This is a genomic window from Paenarthrobacter sp. NPDC089322, from assembly GCF_040684895.1.
Taxonomy (GTDB): domain Bacteria; phylum Actinomycetota; class Actinomycetes; order Actinomycetales; family Micrococcaceae; genus Arthrobacter.
The window spans coordinates 50,243-65,826 of record NZ_JBFBGW010000012.1 but is presented as its reverse complement, the minus strand read 5'-3'; the positions used below and the strand labels follow the sequence as shown (position 1 = coordinate 65,826).

10 protein-coding genes are annotated in these 15,584 nt (G+C 64.6%); 2 read left to right on the top strand and 8 right to left on the bottom strand.

The window, feature by feature from the left end:
- Window positions 1–89: 89 nt before the first annotated feature.
- On the top strand, window positions 90–1,499 hold the full coding sequence (locus AB0N65_RS13175) for an NAD(P)H-quinone dehydrogenase (RefSeq protein WP_364162025.1): 1,410 nt from the start codon (window positions 90–92) through the stop codon (window positions 1,497–1,499).
- A 100-nt stretch (window positions 1,500–1,599) separates the two neighbouring features.
- Here AB0N65_RS13175 and AB0N65_RS13170 read toward each other — a convergent pair whose 3' ends face one another.
- From AB0N65_RS13170 to AB0N65_RS13155, 4 genes are all read right to left on the bottom strand, one after another.
- Window positions 1,600–2,346, bottom strand: a complete 747-nt coding sequence (locus AB0N65_RS13170; protein ID WP_364162022.1) for an MBL fold metallo-hydrolase — start codon at window positions 2,344–2,346, stop codon at window positions 1,600–1,602.
- A gap of 103 nt (window positions 2,347–2,449) precedes the next feature.
- Window positions 2,450–4,015, bottom strand: coding sequence for an FAD-dependent oxidoreductase (locus AB0N65_RS13165; protein ID WP_364162020.1), 1,566 nt, complete (start codon window positions 4,013–4,015; stop codon window positions 2,450–2,452).
- Window positions 4,012–6,219, bottom strand: a complete 2,208-nt coding sequence (locus AB0N65_RS13160; RefSeq protein ID WP_364162017.1) for a molybdopterin oxidoreductase family protein — start codon at window positions 6,217–6,219, stop codon at window positions 4,012–4,014. Before AB0N65_RS13160 ends, AB0N65_RS13165 begins: the two co-directional genes overlap by 4 nt.
- The gene (locus AB0N65_RS13155) at window positions 6,220–7,632 is read right to left on the bottom strand and encodes an MFS transporter (RefSeq protein ID WP_364162014.1); all 1,413 of its coding nucleotides are present in this window, start codon (window positions 7,630–7,632) and stop codon (window positions 6,220–6,222) included.
- A gap of 296 nt (window positions 7,633–7,928) precedes the next feature.
- On the opposite strand from AB0N65_RS13155, the gene AB0N65_RS13150 reads away from it, so the two are divergent.
- Entirely contained in the window at window positions 7,929–9,338 is a 1,410-nt protein-coding gene (locus AB0N65_RS13150; protein WP_364162011.1) for an MFS transporter, read from the top strand.
- Between the two features lie 68 nt (window positions 9,339–9,406).
- Here the strand turns inward: AB0N65_RS13150 and AB0N65_RS13145 are convergent, their stop codons facing one another.
- The 4 genes from AB0N65_RS13145 to AB0N65_RS13130 all read right to left on the bottom strand — a co-directional run bounded on the left by AB0N65_RS13145 (window position 9,407) and on the right by AB0N65_RS13130 (window position 15,470).
- Window positions 9,407–11,278 carry a biotin carboxylase N-terminal domain-containing protein gene (locus tag AB0N65_RS13145; protein WP_364162008.1) on the bottom strand — a complete coding sequence of 624 codons (1,872 nt, stop codon included), beginning with the start codon at window positions 11,276–11,278 and terminating at the stop codon, window positions 9,407–9,409.
- Window positions 11,279–11,325: 47 nt separating this feature from the next.
- Entirely contained in the window at window positions 11,326–11,997 is a 672-nt protein-coding gene (locus tag AB0N65_RS13140; protein WP_364162005.1) for a nucleoside triphosphate pyrophosphatase, read from the bottom strand.
- A 256-nt stretch (window positions 11,998–12,253) separates the two neighbouring features.
- Window positions 12,254–14,779, bottom strand: a complete 2,526-nt coding sequence (locus tag AB0N65_RS13135; protein ID WP_364162002.1) for an MMPL family transporter — start codon at window positions 14,777–14,779, stop codon at window positions 12,254–12,256.
- 1 nt (window position 14,780) lies between these two features.
- Window positions 14,781–15,470, bottom strand: coding sequence for a TetR family transcriptional regulator (locus AB0N65_RS13130; RefSeq protein ID WP_364162167.1), 690 nt, complete (start codon window positions 15,468–15,470; stop codon window positions 14,781–14,783).
- Between the last annotated feature and the right edge of the window lie 114 nt (window positions 15,471–15,584).

Sequence of the window (15,584 nt, the reverse complement as noted above, 5' to 3'; positions counted from 1 at the left end):
CTGCCTCAACGCCACATCGGTAGGTACGGGGCCGTGGTGAGGCTTGACTGACTGGCAGCCGGACGGCGTATGAGCGAGAATTGAGAATTGTGACCACCCAAGTTGACTTCAGTTCCCCACGAATCGCGATCCTGGGAGGTGGTCCCGGAGGTTACGAAGCCGCCATGGTGGCCGCTTCGCTCGGCGCCAAAGTCACCATCATCGAACGGGCAGGCCTTGGCGGCTCGGCTGTCCTGACCGACGTCGTGCCTTCCAAGACCCTTATTGCCACCGCAGACCTCATGACCCGCGTCGGCGAGGCGGATGAGCTGGGCGTCAAGTTCGATGGCGATGGTTTCAGTTCCGAGCCCCGCGCCGACCTCAAGCACATCAACGACCGCGTGCTGGATCTCGCCCGTGGCCAGTCCAATGACATCCGCCTCGGCCTGGAGCGCCTGGGCGTGGAAATCGTCATTGGATCCGGCAAGCTGCTGGACAACAACACCATCGAGGTGCTGACCATCGACGGAACGCGCACCATCGATGCCGACGCCATCCTCCTGGCCGTGGGCGCCCACCCGCGGGAGCTGCCCACTGCCAAACCCGACGGCGAACGCATCCTCAACTGGGCGCAGATCTACAACCTCAATGAACTGCCGGAAGAGCTGATCGTTGTGGGCTCCGGCGTCACGGGTGCCGAGTTCGCTTCTGCCTACAACGGTTTGGGTTCCAAAGTCACGTTGATCTCCAGCCGCGACCAGGTCCTTCCCGGCGAGGACACGGACGCCGCCAAGCTTCTGGAAGGTGTCTTCGAGCGTCGCGGCGTGCGCGTTCTGTCCCGTTCCCGCGCCAACGCGGTTGAGCGGACCGACGACGGCGTTAAGGTCACCTTGGGTGATGGCTCGGTGGTCACGGGCTCGCACTGCCTGGTGTGCGTCGGTTCCATCCCCAACACCGCAGGGATCGGCCTTGAGGAAGCAGGTGTGACGCTCAGCGAATCCGGGCACATCAAGGTGGACGGCGTTTCCCGGACCACTGCGCCCAACATCTACGCTGCAGGCGACTGCACCGGTGTGTTCGCGCTGGCCTCCGTGGCGGCCATGCAGGGACGTATCGCCATCGCGCACTTCATGGGTGACGGCGTGAAGCCGCTCAAGCTCAACCAGGTGGCATCCAACATCTTCACGTCACCGGAGATCGCCTCCGTGGGGGTTTCCGAGGCGGACCTCGCTTCCGGGAAGTACCAGGGCGATGTCGTCATGCTCTCCCTGCTCAGCAATGCCAGGGCCAAGATGCGCAACACCAAGGACGGCTTCGTCAAGATCATCGCCCGCAAGGGATCCGGTACCGTGATCGGCGGCGTAGTGGTGGGACCGAACGCGTCGGAGCTGATTTTCCCGATCTCCTTGGCCATCACCCAGAAGCTGCACGTGGACGACGTCGCCAGCGCGTTCACTGTGTACCCGTCGCTGACCGGCTCCATCTCGGAGGCCGCGCGCAGGCTCCACGTGCATATGTAACCTATGCCGCCTGGCGCCCGTTTCGATGCCTGGCTGCGAATTAGATGGTTGTGGAACCGTCTAATACGCAGGGAGCCGTCGACACGGGCTCGTCGCGTCTCTAGGCTTTCAGAGCGCTTACTGCTTCGGCCATGGGCATGTGCAGCGCAGGGCCGTGGCCCGGGAGGATCACGTGGGCCGGGGCGTCGCTCAGTGAGCGTGCCGCTGTGAGGGCACCCGTCGGATCCGAGTGGTACATCCTGTGCAGCATCTGCGGACCACGTTTGCCGCTGATCGGATGACCACTGACGAACGTGTCACCCACCGCGATGGCTGCGGCTTCGGGGAGCAGGATGGCGACATTACCCGGAGTGTGTCCGGGTGCGGGGACGGCCTCGGGACGTCCGGGGAGGCTTGCCAACAGCTCCGGCGTCCAAGCCTCAGCCAGCGTAGCGGGCTCTGCCTGAAGTGCCTTGGCCTTCAGCACGTGCAGCATCCAGCGGAAGACGCGTGGCCGCCATGCCCTTGCCAGCACCTGGCCGATGGTGACCTGATGCTTTTCCTTGCCCTGCACGTGGGCGAGTTCCTCCGGGGAGCAGAGGATGGGCGTGCCGTAGGTCCTGGAGAAGTATGCAGCCGAGCCGGTGTGGTCCACGTGGCCATGCGTGATGAGCATGGCCTTGGCATTTTCCGGGTCCAACCCCAGCTCCCGGATGGATCGCAGCACCAGGTCCCGGTCGGCCGGGTATCCGCCGTCGATCAGAAGGAAGGCGTTGTCCGGGGAGCCCGAGGCATCGCGAACGATGATCCAGTTGGACGCCGGTCCCTCCACGAAATGCACGCCGGGTACGGGTTCAGTGATGTTCACTCCGGAAGTCTATTCCGCCGTTTCGTGGCTGCGCTGCGCACTGTGCCGGGCGCACGGCACACTGCGCAGCGAGCCCACGAATTGGACGACCTCGCGGACCGAACTAAGCGGCCGCGGCCTGGAAATGCCTTTCGATCAGGCCCTTGATGTCCTCGTGGCAGCCTCCGCAGCCCGTACCGGCGCGTGTGGCCTTGGAAACTTCGGCAACCGTGCCGCAGCCCTCAAGGACCGACTCTTCGATGCTGGCTGCGCTTACCCCGGCGCAACGGCACACGGTCCGTTGCGGATCGTTGCTGTTGGCGCCCCCGGAGTCGAGCTGGTCAGGACCATCCAGGCGCAGCAGCAACGAGCGGTCCGCCGGGAGTTCGGAGGCACGCTCGAACAACACCACGAGTTCGGCCGCGGTCCTCGGCATTCCCACGGCAACGAGTCCTTCCAGCACTCCGCCGCGGGTGGTCATTTTGACGTAGCGCCCATGCTCGGGATCGGCCCACTGGGAGATTTGCCGGCGCGGACGCCCGGAGGTCGCTCCTGCTTCGAGGAGTTCCTCGTCCCACGGATCGGCCTGGTTGTCGCCTGCCACGGAAAGGTTGATGCCGCGCGCCTTCAGGACGACGACGCCGGGCTTTTCGGCAGGCAGAGGCTCCAGCGAATCCGCGGCCTCCTGCCCCTCCCGCGCCAACACCACCAAGTATTCGGCCAGCCATTCCGCCTGACGCCATCCGGGACCAACCAGTCCGGCCGGACCACCCGCTGTGCGGCAATCCAGGCAAGAGGCATCCGGGCAACGGACCTCGGCGCAGTCGCCGATCGCGAACATGTGCGGCTCGTGATACGTCCGGAGGCGGTGGTCCACCAAGATCCCGGCGCCGGTAGGCAGGCCGCAGCCCTCAGCCAGTTCAATCCGGGGCCGGACGCCGCAGGAGAGCACCAGCAAGTCGCCGTCGATCGCAGAACCGTCGTCGAGCAGCAGTGCGGAGAAACTGCCGCCGGGACCGGCTGTTTCCACACCGGTGGAACGGGCGTTCCCGGCCATCCTGACGCCCCCGGCGCGCAGGCTGTTGGTGAGGACTGAGCCGCTGCCACGATCGATGCTCCGGCCCAGAGGGAAGGGTCCGTTGTGGACCACGGTGGCCTGGGCGCCTTCCTCGGCCGCCGCAAGTGCCGTCTCCAGGCCCAGCACGCCCCCGCCCAGGACCACTACGCGCTTGCGGGCGGCGACGGCTTCGCGGAGCACTGCCGCATCCCTGAGATCGCGCAGGGCTGTGACTCCTGCGGGTAGAACGGGGCTGGCAGGATCAGGGTTCAACCCGGTCAGGTTGGGAATGACGGGCCGGGAACCCGTTGCGAAGACCAACCGATCGTAGTGTTCCGGAGTCCCGTCGGAAAGCACCACTTGTTGCCGTGCGCGGTCGATCCTCCTGACCTTGACGCCCAAACGGACATCCACGCCGTCGGCCATCAACTCGGCCTCGTCAGCAATCGCCAGCGCCTCGGCGGTGGTCCGACCGACGCCGAGTTCAGCCACCATGACGCGATTGTAGGCGGCCTCGTTCTCCTGGCCCACAATCAACAATTGGACCAGCCCGCTGCGGACCGCGGGGAGCAGTTCGTCCACCAGCCGGGCCGCAACCGGACCGAATCCAACAACAACAATGCGCTCGCTCATGAAGCCTCCTTGGCGTGCAGTGAAAGTCCCGCTTCAGCAAGAACCGGGGAAACCGGGGTGGACGTTGCCCGCCGGACCCATACGCGACTGGTCTTGAATTCCGGCATCCCGGAAGTAGGATCCGTGACCGCCTCAGTCAGTCGGTTGGCGTTCTCCTGGCCGGGGAAGTGGAACGGCAGGAACACGGTGTCCGGACGCACTGCAGTGCTGAGCTCGGCACGGCAAAGGACCTCGCCGCGTTCATTGGTCACCGTCGCATAGTCGCCTTCCGCGATGCCCCGGGACGCGGCAGTGGCAGGGTGGATAACCAACCGGACCTGCGGTTGCGCCGACAACAGCTCGGAAACCCGGCGGGTCTGGGCACCGGACTGGTAGTGCTCCAACAGCCTGCCGGTTGCAAGGGCCAGTGAATCGTCGGCAAACGAGCGTGTGGCCCGCTTGGACGGTGTCACCGGAACCATCACCGCCCGGCCACCCGGGTGCGCGAAACCGTCGGCAAAAAGCCGGGGGGTTCCGGAGCTGCCGGAGGGGTAGGGCCAGTACGCAGCCTCCCCGCGGTCGAGCATGGCGTAGTCGATGCCGGAGTAGTCCGCGATGCCACCGGCAGACGCCAGCCTCAGTTCTTCAAAAACCGTCTCAGGATCGTCGCTGAAGGTGGAAGGCGCTTCCAGGAGCTCCGCAAGCCGGGACATGAGCCAGAGTTCGCTGCGGACCCCTGGGGGAGGAGTGAGTGCGCGGCGGCGACGGATCACACGGCCCTCAAGGTTGGTCAGGGTTCCTTCTTCCTCCGCCCACTGCGTCACGGGAAGCACCAAATCCGCTTCCAAAGCCGTCTCCGACATGAAGAAGTCGCAGACCACCAGGAAGTCCAGGCTGCGAAGTCCCTGTGTCACGGCGTTCGTGTCCGGCGCGGACACCACCACATTGGCGCCGTGCACGAAAAGGCAACGGACGCCGTCGGGCTTTCCGAGCGACGTGAGAAGTTCGACGGCGGGCAGGCCGGGACCGGGGATCAGTGACTCCTCGATGCCCCAGACCTTGGCGATATGCGCGCGGGCGGCAGGGTCGGTGATTTTGCGATAGCCGGGGAGCTGGTCGGCTTTCTGGCCATGCTCGCGGCCGCCTTGGCCATTGCCCTGTCCGGTGAGCGTCCCGTAGCCGCTGCGGGCGGAACCGGGCAAGCCAAGGAGGAGGCTGAGATTGATGGCGGCGGTGGCGGTGTCGGTTCCGTCCACGTGCTGTTCGACGCCCCGGCCGCTGAGGATGTAGCTGCCTCCTGCGCGGGCACCTTGTGCCAACCGGCGAGCGGTTTCGCGGATGAGCGTCGCAGGGACACCGGTGATCGATTGCACGCGCTCGGGCCAAAATGCCGAGAGGCTGCGGACCACGGCCGCATAGCCGGAGGTGTTCTTCTCCACGTATTCCGCGTCCACCAAACCTTCGTGCACTACGACGTGCGAGATGCCCAAAAGGAGAACCAAATCGGTTCCGGGGGTCGGCTGCAAGTGGAGGCCGCCGCCGTCGGACGTAAACGCGGCAGTAGCCGAGCGGCGCGGGTCCACCACGATCAAGCCGCCGGCATCGCGGGCACCCTGGAGGTGCTGGACGAACGGGGGCATGGTTTCGGCAACGTTGGAGCCGAGCATGAGGATGACTGACGCGGTGTCGAGGTCGGTGACGGGGAAGGGGAGTCCGCGGTCCACGCCGAACGCGCGGTTGCCGGCAGCGGCGGCGGAAGACATGCAGAACCGGCCGTTGTAGTCGATGCGCGAGGTGCGAAGAGCCAGGCGGGCGAACTTGCCCAGCATGTACGCTTTCTCGTTGGTGAGGCCGCCACCGCCGAAAACACCGACGGCGTCGTTTCCGTACTGCCGCTGAGTGTCCTTGACCGCTGCCGTAATGAGCCTGAGGGCCTGGTCCCAGGAGATTGGCTGGTGGACGCCGTCCGAACCCTTAAGCATGGGCTCGGTGACCCGCCCGTTGTGGCGCAACAACGACGCCGATGTCCAGCCTTTGCGGCACAGCCCGCCCCGGTTGGTGGGGAAATCACGCCCGGAAACTTCAAGGGGCGGAGTGGGCTGGGAGGGCTCTGCGGCAGGCGCGGGCGCCGGCCCCGGCGCGACGGATGCAGTCGCGGCCGGGGTCAGCGTCATGGCGCACTGGAGCGCGCAGTAAGGGCAGTGGGTATCGGCGCCGTTGGGCATCTAGATGTGTCCGATCGTGTTGCGCTTCCGAGCGGGGCGGATGTAGAAGGCCCAGCAGACGGTGAGCATCAGCACATAGGCTCCAACGAATCCGTAGAACGCCGGGGTATAGGAGCCGCTGGCGGAGTTGGACGCGTTGAGTACCTGCGGAATCACGAATCCGCCGTAGGCACCGATCGCGGAGATCAGGCCGAGGGAGGAAGAAGCCAGGCGTCCGGTGACGGCGCTGGTGGCGCCGGAGCGCGCTGCGCGGCTGGACGTTGCGAAGATGACCGGGATCATGCGGTACGTGGCGCCGTTTCCGAAGCCGCTGGCAAGGAACAGCAGGAGGAACAGGGTGAGGAAGAGCCAGAAGCTCTTCAGCGGCAGGGTCCAGATCATCGTCAGGGTAATGACGGCCATGGAAGCGAAGGACGCGATCGTCATCCGGGCACCGCCCATGCGGTCAGCCATGCGTCCGCCGTATGGCCGGGCAAGGGATCCGAACAAGGGACCGAGGAAGGCGAGGGACAGCGCCACCGCGCCGACGTGGATGGAGGAGAACTCCGGGAAGTAGTCCTTGATGAGCTTGGGGAAGACACCGGCGAAGCCGATGAACGAACCGAACGTGCCGATGTAGAGGAACGCCATGATCCACAGGTGCGGCTCCTTGAGCGCCGCAACGGAACCGGCGATGTCACCTTTGGCGCTGGTGAGGTTGTTCATGTACTTCCAGGCGCCGAATGCGGCGATGAGGATCAACGGGATCCAGATGATGCCTGCCATGGGCAGGTTGACGGTGCCGGCTGCCAGCAGGGTGATGGCGATGGGAACAACAAGCTGCGCGACGGCGGCACCCAGGTTTCCGCCCGCGGCGTTCAGTCCCAGCGCCCAACCCTTTTCGCGGGCAGGGTAGAAGAAAGTGATGTTGGCCATCGAGCTGGCGAAATTGCCGCCGCCAAAACCGGCGAGGGCTGCGACGAGGAGCATGACACCGAAAGGCGTTTCCGGGTTGGAGACGCAGATCGCCAGGCCGGTTGCCGGGATCAGCAGGAGCAAGGCCGAGACGATGGTCCAGTTGCGGCCGCCGAACTTCGGGACCATGAAGGTGTACGGGATGCGGAGCGTGGCGCCGACGAGGCTGGGAATGGAGATGAGCCAGAAGATCTGGTTGGTGTCGAACTTGAAGCCTGCTGCGGGGAGCTGGACCACCACGATGGACCAAAGCTGCCATACGACGAAGCCGAGGAATTCGGCGAAGATCGACCAGTAGAGATTGCGCTTGGCGATGGACCGGCCTTCGGCTTCCCACTGTCCCTTGTCTTCGGCATCCCAGTTGGCGATCCAGCGGCCGGGGCGGTGTTCAAGGGCGGGGGCGGCAGTGGCAGTGGACTGGATGGGAGCCAGTTCATCTGCAGTGCGGTCAACAGTCACGGGAGTGCCTCCTTGGTGGGGGACGTTGTTCTTCCAAGGTAGGTTTCGTGCATTTCGCGGACCGTCGCGGTTTGTAAACGTGCTGTGACATTTCCCTATCACCGGAGTCACCAGCTCGTGAGACGATGGTGAGGTTGTGGCGCGGACCACAACGTGAGATTTTCCCTTTCGTCCGGATGGTGGACTTTGTTGTCCACTCAATGGACACCGGGAACTATGATTGAACTCTCGAATATTCCTTCGCCGGACAGGCTCCAAGGGGCATCGGCCGGCGTGAACGAAAGCTGCTACTACACATGTCTTCCACTGCACCCTCCAAGGAAGGTGAGTCCACCCAGCCGGTGAACTCGCGGGGCAAGGTGATCTTCGCCAGCCTGATCGGCACGACGATCGAGTTCTACGACTTCTACGCCTATGCCACCGCGTCGGTCCTCGTCTTCCCGAAGCTCTTCTTCCCCAACGCCACGGACATCAACGCCCTCCTCAGCGCGTTCGCCATCTTCGGTGTCGCCTTCTTCGCCCGACCCATCGGCGCTGTGGTCTTCGGCCACTTCGGTGACAAGATCGGCCGCAAGGGCACCCTGGTCGCGTCTCTGTTGACCATGGGTATCGCCACGTTCCTCATCGGCCTCCTGCCTGAGGCAGCCCTCCCCGGCTGGGCCGTCCTCGCGCCGCTCCTCCTTGTTGTCCTGAGGTTCTTCCAGGGCCTGGCACTGGGTGGTGAATGGTCCGGGGCCGCGCTGCTTGCCACGGAGAACGCCCCGGAAGGCAAGCGCGCCATCTACGGAACTTTCCCGCAGCTGGGTGCGCCCATCGGGTTCATCATCGCCAACGTCATCTTCATTTGGATGAACACCGCACTGTCTGCGGAACAGTTCCTTGCCTGGGGTTGGCGTGTGCCGTTCCTCTTGAGCGCCGTCCTGGTCATCGTGGGCCTCTACGTCCGCCTGAAGTTGGTGGAGAGCGCGTCCTTCACGAAGGTGGTCCAGCAGGACAAGGTCCAGAAACTGCCGTTGGGCGCGACGTTCAAGAAGCACTGGCGGCCCGTCATCGCCGGAACCTTCATCATGCTCGCCACCTACGTGCTCTTCTACATCATGACCACGTTCACGCTGTCCTACGGCACCAAGCCCACGCTGGCCGGGGCCCAGGCAGCAGCTGACGCCGCCGGGAAGCCGATGACGGCAGAGCAGGTCGCCGCCTTTGTCCCCGGCCTGGGAATCCCTCGCTCCGACTTCCTGTGGATGCTGATCATCGGCGTAGTCTTCTTCGGCATCTTCACGGTGGTCTCCGGACCGTTGGCTGAGAAGTGGGGCCGCCGGAAGTTCCTGCTGGGCGTCACTGCGGGCATCTTCGTCTTCGGCGCACTCTGGTTCACCATGTTCGGACCCGGCCAGGCGGCCGCGATGGTCGGCCTCATTGTCGGATTCACGCTCATGGGCCTGACCTTCGGTCCCATGGCGGCCATCCTGCCTGAACTGTTCCCGGCAAACGTCCGCTACACCGGTTCGGCGGTTGCGTACAACCTGTCCTCGATGATTGGTGCCGCTCCAGCGTCCTTCGTCGCCATCGCCCTCTGGTCGGTGGCCAACGGAAGCACCTGGCTGGTGGGCGTTTACATGGCTCTTGCTGCCGTGATCACCTTCATCGCGCTGTGGTTCACGCGCGAAACCAAGGACACGGACTACGAGAACAACGTCGCCTGAGTACCCCAATTACGACGTCGGCCCCGCACCGTTTGGTGCGGGGCCGACGTCGTTAGGGGTACTTGCCGTTAGTCCTCGATAGTGGCGATCACTGCGCCGGCAGCGACTGTTTCGCCTGCCTGGGCTGCAAGGCCGCGGACCGTTCCGGCCTTGTGGGCGGTGAGGGGCTGCTCCATCTTCATGGCCTCGAGGACCACGATCAGGTCGCCTTCGGCAACGACATCGCCGTCGGCTGCAGCAATCTTGACGATCGTGCCCTGCATGGGGGAAGTCAGCGCGTCTCCACCGGCAGCCGCAGCCGCGGCACCCGCAGAACGGGAACGCTTCTTCGACTTGCCGCCCTTGGCTCCGGAAGCGCCGGACGTTGCAGCGACACCGGCACCCAAACCGGACGGCAGGACCACTTCGAGGCGCTTTCCACCGACCTCGACGACGACGCGCTGGCGATCGCCCGCGTCGGGCGTTTCCGCACCCGCGCCGTTGGCAGACCAAGCCGGGATGTTGTTCACGAACTCGGTCTCGATCCAGCGGGTGTGGACCTTGAATGGGCCCTCCGTGGGAGCGAAATCGGGATCGGTGACAACGGCGAGGTCGAACGGGATAACGGTGGGGATTCCTTCAACCACCATCTCCTCAAGTGCCCGGCGGGAGCGCTGCAGTGCCTGCTCACGGCTGGAGCCCGTCACGATCAGCTTCGACAGCATGGAGTCGAAGTTGCCGCTGATGACGTCGCCCTGCTCCACGCCGGAGTCAACACGGATGCCGGGGCCCGTGGGGTTCTTCAGCATGCTGATGGCGCCCGGGGCCGGCATGAAGTTGCGGCCCGGATCCTCGCCCGTGATGCGGAATTCGAAGGAGTGGCCGCGGACCTCGGGGTCGTCGTAGCCAAGGGCCTCACCGCGGGCAATGCGGAACTGCTCGCGGACGAGGTCGATTCCCGTGACTTCCTCGGACACGCAGTGCTCCACCTGAAGACGCGTGTTGACTTCGAGGAAGGAGATGGTGCCGTCCTGGCCCACCAGGAACTCGCAGGTGCCGGCGCCCAGGTAGTTGGCTTCCTTCAGGATCGCCTTGGACGACTCGTAGAGACGCTTGTTCTGCTCTTCGCTCAGGTACGGTGCGGGGGCCTCTTCCACCAGTTTCTGGTTGCGGCGCTGCAGCGAGCAGTCGCGGGTGGAGACCACAACCACGTTGCCGTAGCCGTCTGCCAGGCACTGGGTTTCCACGTGGCGCGGGGAGTCCAGGAAGCGCTCGATGAAGCACTCGCCACGGCCGAAGGCTGCCACGGCTTCGCGGACCGCGGATTCATAGAGTTCGGGGATTTCCTCCATGGTCCGGGCGACCTTGATGCCGCGGCCGCCGCCGCCGAAAGCTGCCTTGATGGCAACGGGGAGTCCGAACTCTTCGGCGAACTTCAGGATCTCATCTGCATCCTTGACCGGGTCGGCAGTGCCCGGGACAAGCGGTGCGCCAACCTTCTCGGCGATGTGGCGGGCCTGGACCTTGTCGCCCAAAGCAGAGATGGCTTCGGGTGAAGGGCCGATCCACGTGATGCCGGCGTCGATGACCTTGGCGGCAAACTCGGCATTCTCGGCGAGGAAGCCGTAGCCGGGGTGGATACCGTCCGCGCCGGACTGCTTGGCGACGTCGATGATCTTGTCCATGACAAGGTAGGACTCGGCCGCAGTGTTGCCACCCAGCGAGTAAGCCTCATCAGCCAGGCGGACGTGCAGTGCGTCCCGGTCCGGGTCTGCGTAAACGGCAACGGAGGCGATGCCTTCGTCCCGGGCTGCTCGGATGATGCGGACCGCGATTTCGCCGCGGTTGGCAATCAAGACCTTGGTAAGAGGGCTGGAAATGGGCTGCGCCGGGTTAGCTGACAAGTTTTTGACTCCTTCTGTCCTTGAGGAGCGTAGCGTGATTGTGAGGGTTCCGCCCATATTGATGGGGGATTCCGTGTGTGAGGCGGCGTTCCTTTGTAGGGTTGCTACAAACTGGTCTCTTGGGTCTGCGGCGCCCACAGTTCCGTGACGCTGACGTTCGCGTGGACCAGCAGTTCGCGGAGGGTCGAGATGGAAAGACCGACGACGGCGTGCGGGTCACCGTCCACCTTGCGGATGAACGCACCGCCCAAGCCGTCGATCGTGAACGAACCTGCACAGTGCAGGGGTTCACCCGTGGCGATGTATGCTTCGATGTCCTCCGGGGACATCTCCGCGAAGTGCACTTCCGCGCTGGAGACGGCACCCAAGGTGGCGCCCGTGCCCTCGGGGGTCTCGTCGTCGTCGACGTCCACGGCGGTGTCCCGGCAATCAACCAGCCAGTGCCCGGTGTGCAGGACGCCCTTGGAGCCGCTCATACGCAGCATGCGCTCGCGCGCAACCTCGGCTGTGTAGGGCTTGCCGTGGGACTCGCCGTCGAACTCGAACACCGAATCGCAGCCGATCACCAAGGCGCCCTCCGCCTCAGGAAGCGAAGCAACGGCCTCGGCCTTTGCGCGGGCCAGGAGCAGGGCGGTGTCGTGGGGATCCGTCACGCCGTAGCGCGCCTGGACCGCGTCCTCGTCCACGTCCGATACAAGTACGTCATGTTGAATGCCCGCCTCCGTGAGGAGCTTGGTGCGGGCAGGGGACTGGGAAGCAAGGATCAATCGGGTCACGCCTCCCAGCCTAATACCACGCTCTCTCACCGATGACCCGTTTTTCTGGCTCGCTCTCTCACGGATGGCCGGGTTTTCCTGGTCGCTCTCTCACTGACGGCAGGCCTAGGCAGGGTAGATGGTGCTTCTCGTGGTTCTGTTAACACCCTGGTCGACGGGACAGTGGCGTTCAGAAAGTAGAGCGGGTGTCGAGGGAACGCCAAACGCCCCCAGGTGAGAGAGCGATCGTCAAAAGGGGGCGTTTGGTGAGAGAGCGTTAGTGGACTAATTCCTCGGAGCTCGCCTTGCCGCGGTCGCTGCGGTTCAGTTTGGCGCCTTCGACGTCAACGTCCGGCAGGATCCGCTGGAGCCACTTCGGTAGCCACCAGGCCTTTTCACCCAGGAGGTACATGATGGCCGGAACGATGGTCATGCGGACCACGAAGGCATCGATCAGCACACCGAACGCCATGGCGAAACCGAGGGGCCGCACCATGGTGAGGTGGCTGAAGATGAAGCCCGCGAAGACGCTGACCATGATGATGGCGGCAGCCGTGACCACCGCTGCTGCATGGCTGAAGCCTGTTCGGACGGCATGGCGGGCGTCTTCACCGTGCATGAAGGACTCACGCATGCCCGATGTAATGAAGACCTGGTAGTCCATCGCGAGGCCAAACAACACACCGATCAGGATGATCGGCAGGAAGCTCAGGACAGCGCCTGGGTTGGCGACGTCGAACACCTGGCCCAGCCAGCCCCACTGGTACACCGCCACCACGGCACCGAATGCTGCAGCGAGAGAGAGGAGGAACCCGCCCGTGGCGAGCAAAGGCACAACGATCGAACGGAATACCAGCAGGAGCAGGATCAGGGACAGCCCGACGACGATCGCCAAATACGGCGGCAGTGCGGCACCGAGCTTGGCGGAGACGTCGATGTTGCCGGCTGTCTGCCCGGTCAGGCCGATAGTGGCGCCGGTGTCCTGGCGGATCTCGGTGCCTTTCCCCCGGAGTTCTGAAACCACCTTGACAGTGCTGGCGCTTGCCGGTCCTTCCTTGGGGATGACCTGGTAGACGGCGGTGCTGCGGTCCTCACTCAGCGCCACGGGCACTGCTGCGACCACGTTCTCCACGCTCCGCAACTCGTCCGCGACGTCGAATTGCTTGTTCTTGGCGTCCGTCTCACTGAGGCCTTCAGGGAATTCGGCCACGACGACGATCGGCCCGGTTACGCCTTCGCCGAAGCTGTCGCGGGTGAGGTCGTAGGCCTTGAAGGCCTGGGAATCGACCGGTTCCGAACCGCCGTCGGGCAATGCCAGACGCAGTTGGGAAGCCGGCAGCGCCAGGGCGCCAAGGAGCACAACGCTCGCGAGCAGGGCGACCCACGGATGACGCGTCACGAACCCACCCCAACCACGCGTGCTGCGTTTCTCGTCGAGGGCGCGGTCCGCGGCCTCGTGGCCGGGTTCGGCATTGTGCTTTGCGGCCTTCGCCCAGGCCCGCTTGGAGATCAGGCGGCGGCCGATCAGGCCCAGTATTGCGGGTGTCAGTGTCAAAGCCACGACGACGGCGACGGCAACTGTCGCTGCGGCAGCAACACCCATGACCGCGAGGAACGGAAGCCCGGGAACCACCAGAGCGGCCAAGGCAATAATGACGGTAAGGCCGGCGAACAGCACGGCGTTGCCGGACGTGCCTGTAGCCAACGCCGCCGATTCCTCGCCGTCCATTCCGGCCAGGAGCTGATTGCGGTGGCGGTTGACGATGAAGAGTGAGTAGTCGATTCCCACGGCCAGGCCCAGCATCAGGGCGAGCATGGGGGAGATGGAGCTCATGTCGATCACGCTGGTCAGTGCGAAGGTTCCGCCCACACCAACGGCGACGCCAACCAGCGCCATCACCAGCGGTAGCCCGGCGGCGATCAGCGTGCCGAGCATGAGGATCAGGACAAGGGCCGCGACTGCGACGCCGACAATTTCAGCCACACCGAAGATCTGCGAAACGTCTTCGGTGATTTCCTTGCTCGCGTAGGCAGTGACGCCGACGGATGAAACCCCGTGGACGATGTCCTGGACTTCCTTGCGGACGGCCGGATCCACGGCATTGATGGAGGTCTTGAACTGGACCTGCGCGATCGCGGCTTTGTTATCGCTGGAAACGAAGCGCATGCCTTCCGATGCTTGCAGTTGTCGCTTGGCGAGGGCCAGAGCCGTGGCGCCGTCGGCCGCTTCCTTCACACCGGCGTCGAGCTTTGCTTTCCCGGCGGCGAGTTCGGCACGCTGCTGTCCCAACTGGCCTTCAATCTGCGCGGGCGTCAGTCCCGCGGCGGCAAGCTGCTGCTCGGCGCCGGTCAACTGCGCTTCGCCCGCTGCCAGTTGAGCGCGCGAGGCGTCCAGCTGGGCCTGACCCTCGGCGGCCTTCGCTTCACCGGCAGCGATTTGGCCGGCGGCGTTGTCGAGCTGCTCCTGGGTGGTAAACGGGTTCACGGTTGCCTGCACGTCCGGCAGGGTCTCCAGCTTCTTCAAGGCGTCCGCAACGGCATCCCTGCCGGCCTGATCGAAACCGGAGTCACCGGCTTGGAACGCCACACTCGCTGAGCCGCCCGACGCATCAGGCAGCGCCTCTTTGAGTTTGTCGGCCATCCGCTGGGTTTCGGTCCCGGGGATGGTGAAGTTGTTGGACATCGTTCCGTGGAACGCTGCAGCTGATCCGCCCACGGCCACCAGGACCGCCAGCCATATCGAGATGACCAACCAGCGGCGGCGATACGAAAACTTGCCGAGGCGGTAAAGGAACGAGGCCATGTCAGAACCGATCTGTGGTGGTGGGAACGGAGGACGGTGCGGCGGCTGCCGCTGGATTATTAACGCCCGACGGCGGCGCGAAGCCGGCTCCCAGGAGCCCCATCGCATCGATGAGGTGCTGGCGGAGGACAGCGAGGGACCCGGCCGAAAGATCGGGTCCGCGCTGGGCGAACCAGACATTCATGGCCGCTTTGCCGCAGGAGATCACGGAGCCCGCCAAGGCATGGAGGTAGAGCTCGCTGACACCGGTGCCAAGCCTGTTGCGGGCGGCATCGATGATTTGCTCTGTGCAGTGTTCCCAGGCTTCGAGTTCGGAACGGGCCAGGGAACGGTTGTCCTGGGTGAGGCTGAACAGCTCGGCCATGGGTGCGACGGACATCGGGTCAGCCAGTGCCATCAGGGCTGCTTGGGCTGATTCGAGGATTGACTCGTCTGCGGGGCGCAGGCGGAACTGCTCGAGGGCGTGGTCCATGAAGCCATCGGCGACGGACGCCAGAGCCGCTTCAAGGCTGGGGAAGTAGTTGAAGAAGGTCCGGCGCGACACGCCTGCACTCGCGGCGATGTCTTCAACCGTGAAGTTTCCTGCCCCCTTGGTGCGTAGTAACTCAAGCGCTGCGGTTGCAATGGAGTTGCGCGTGGCAGCTTTGTTGAGTTCACGCCTTGAGGGGCTGGGGTCGGTTGTTGAAGGCAACGCCGTATCGGTTTGCGGTGAGGTCACTTATTTACACTAAGTGCAACTTTGCACTGTGCGCAACTTGCGGGTTTCTGCTGTTTCCGGGTACCGCCGGCTAATAATGTCGGACCC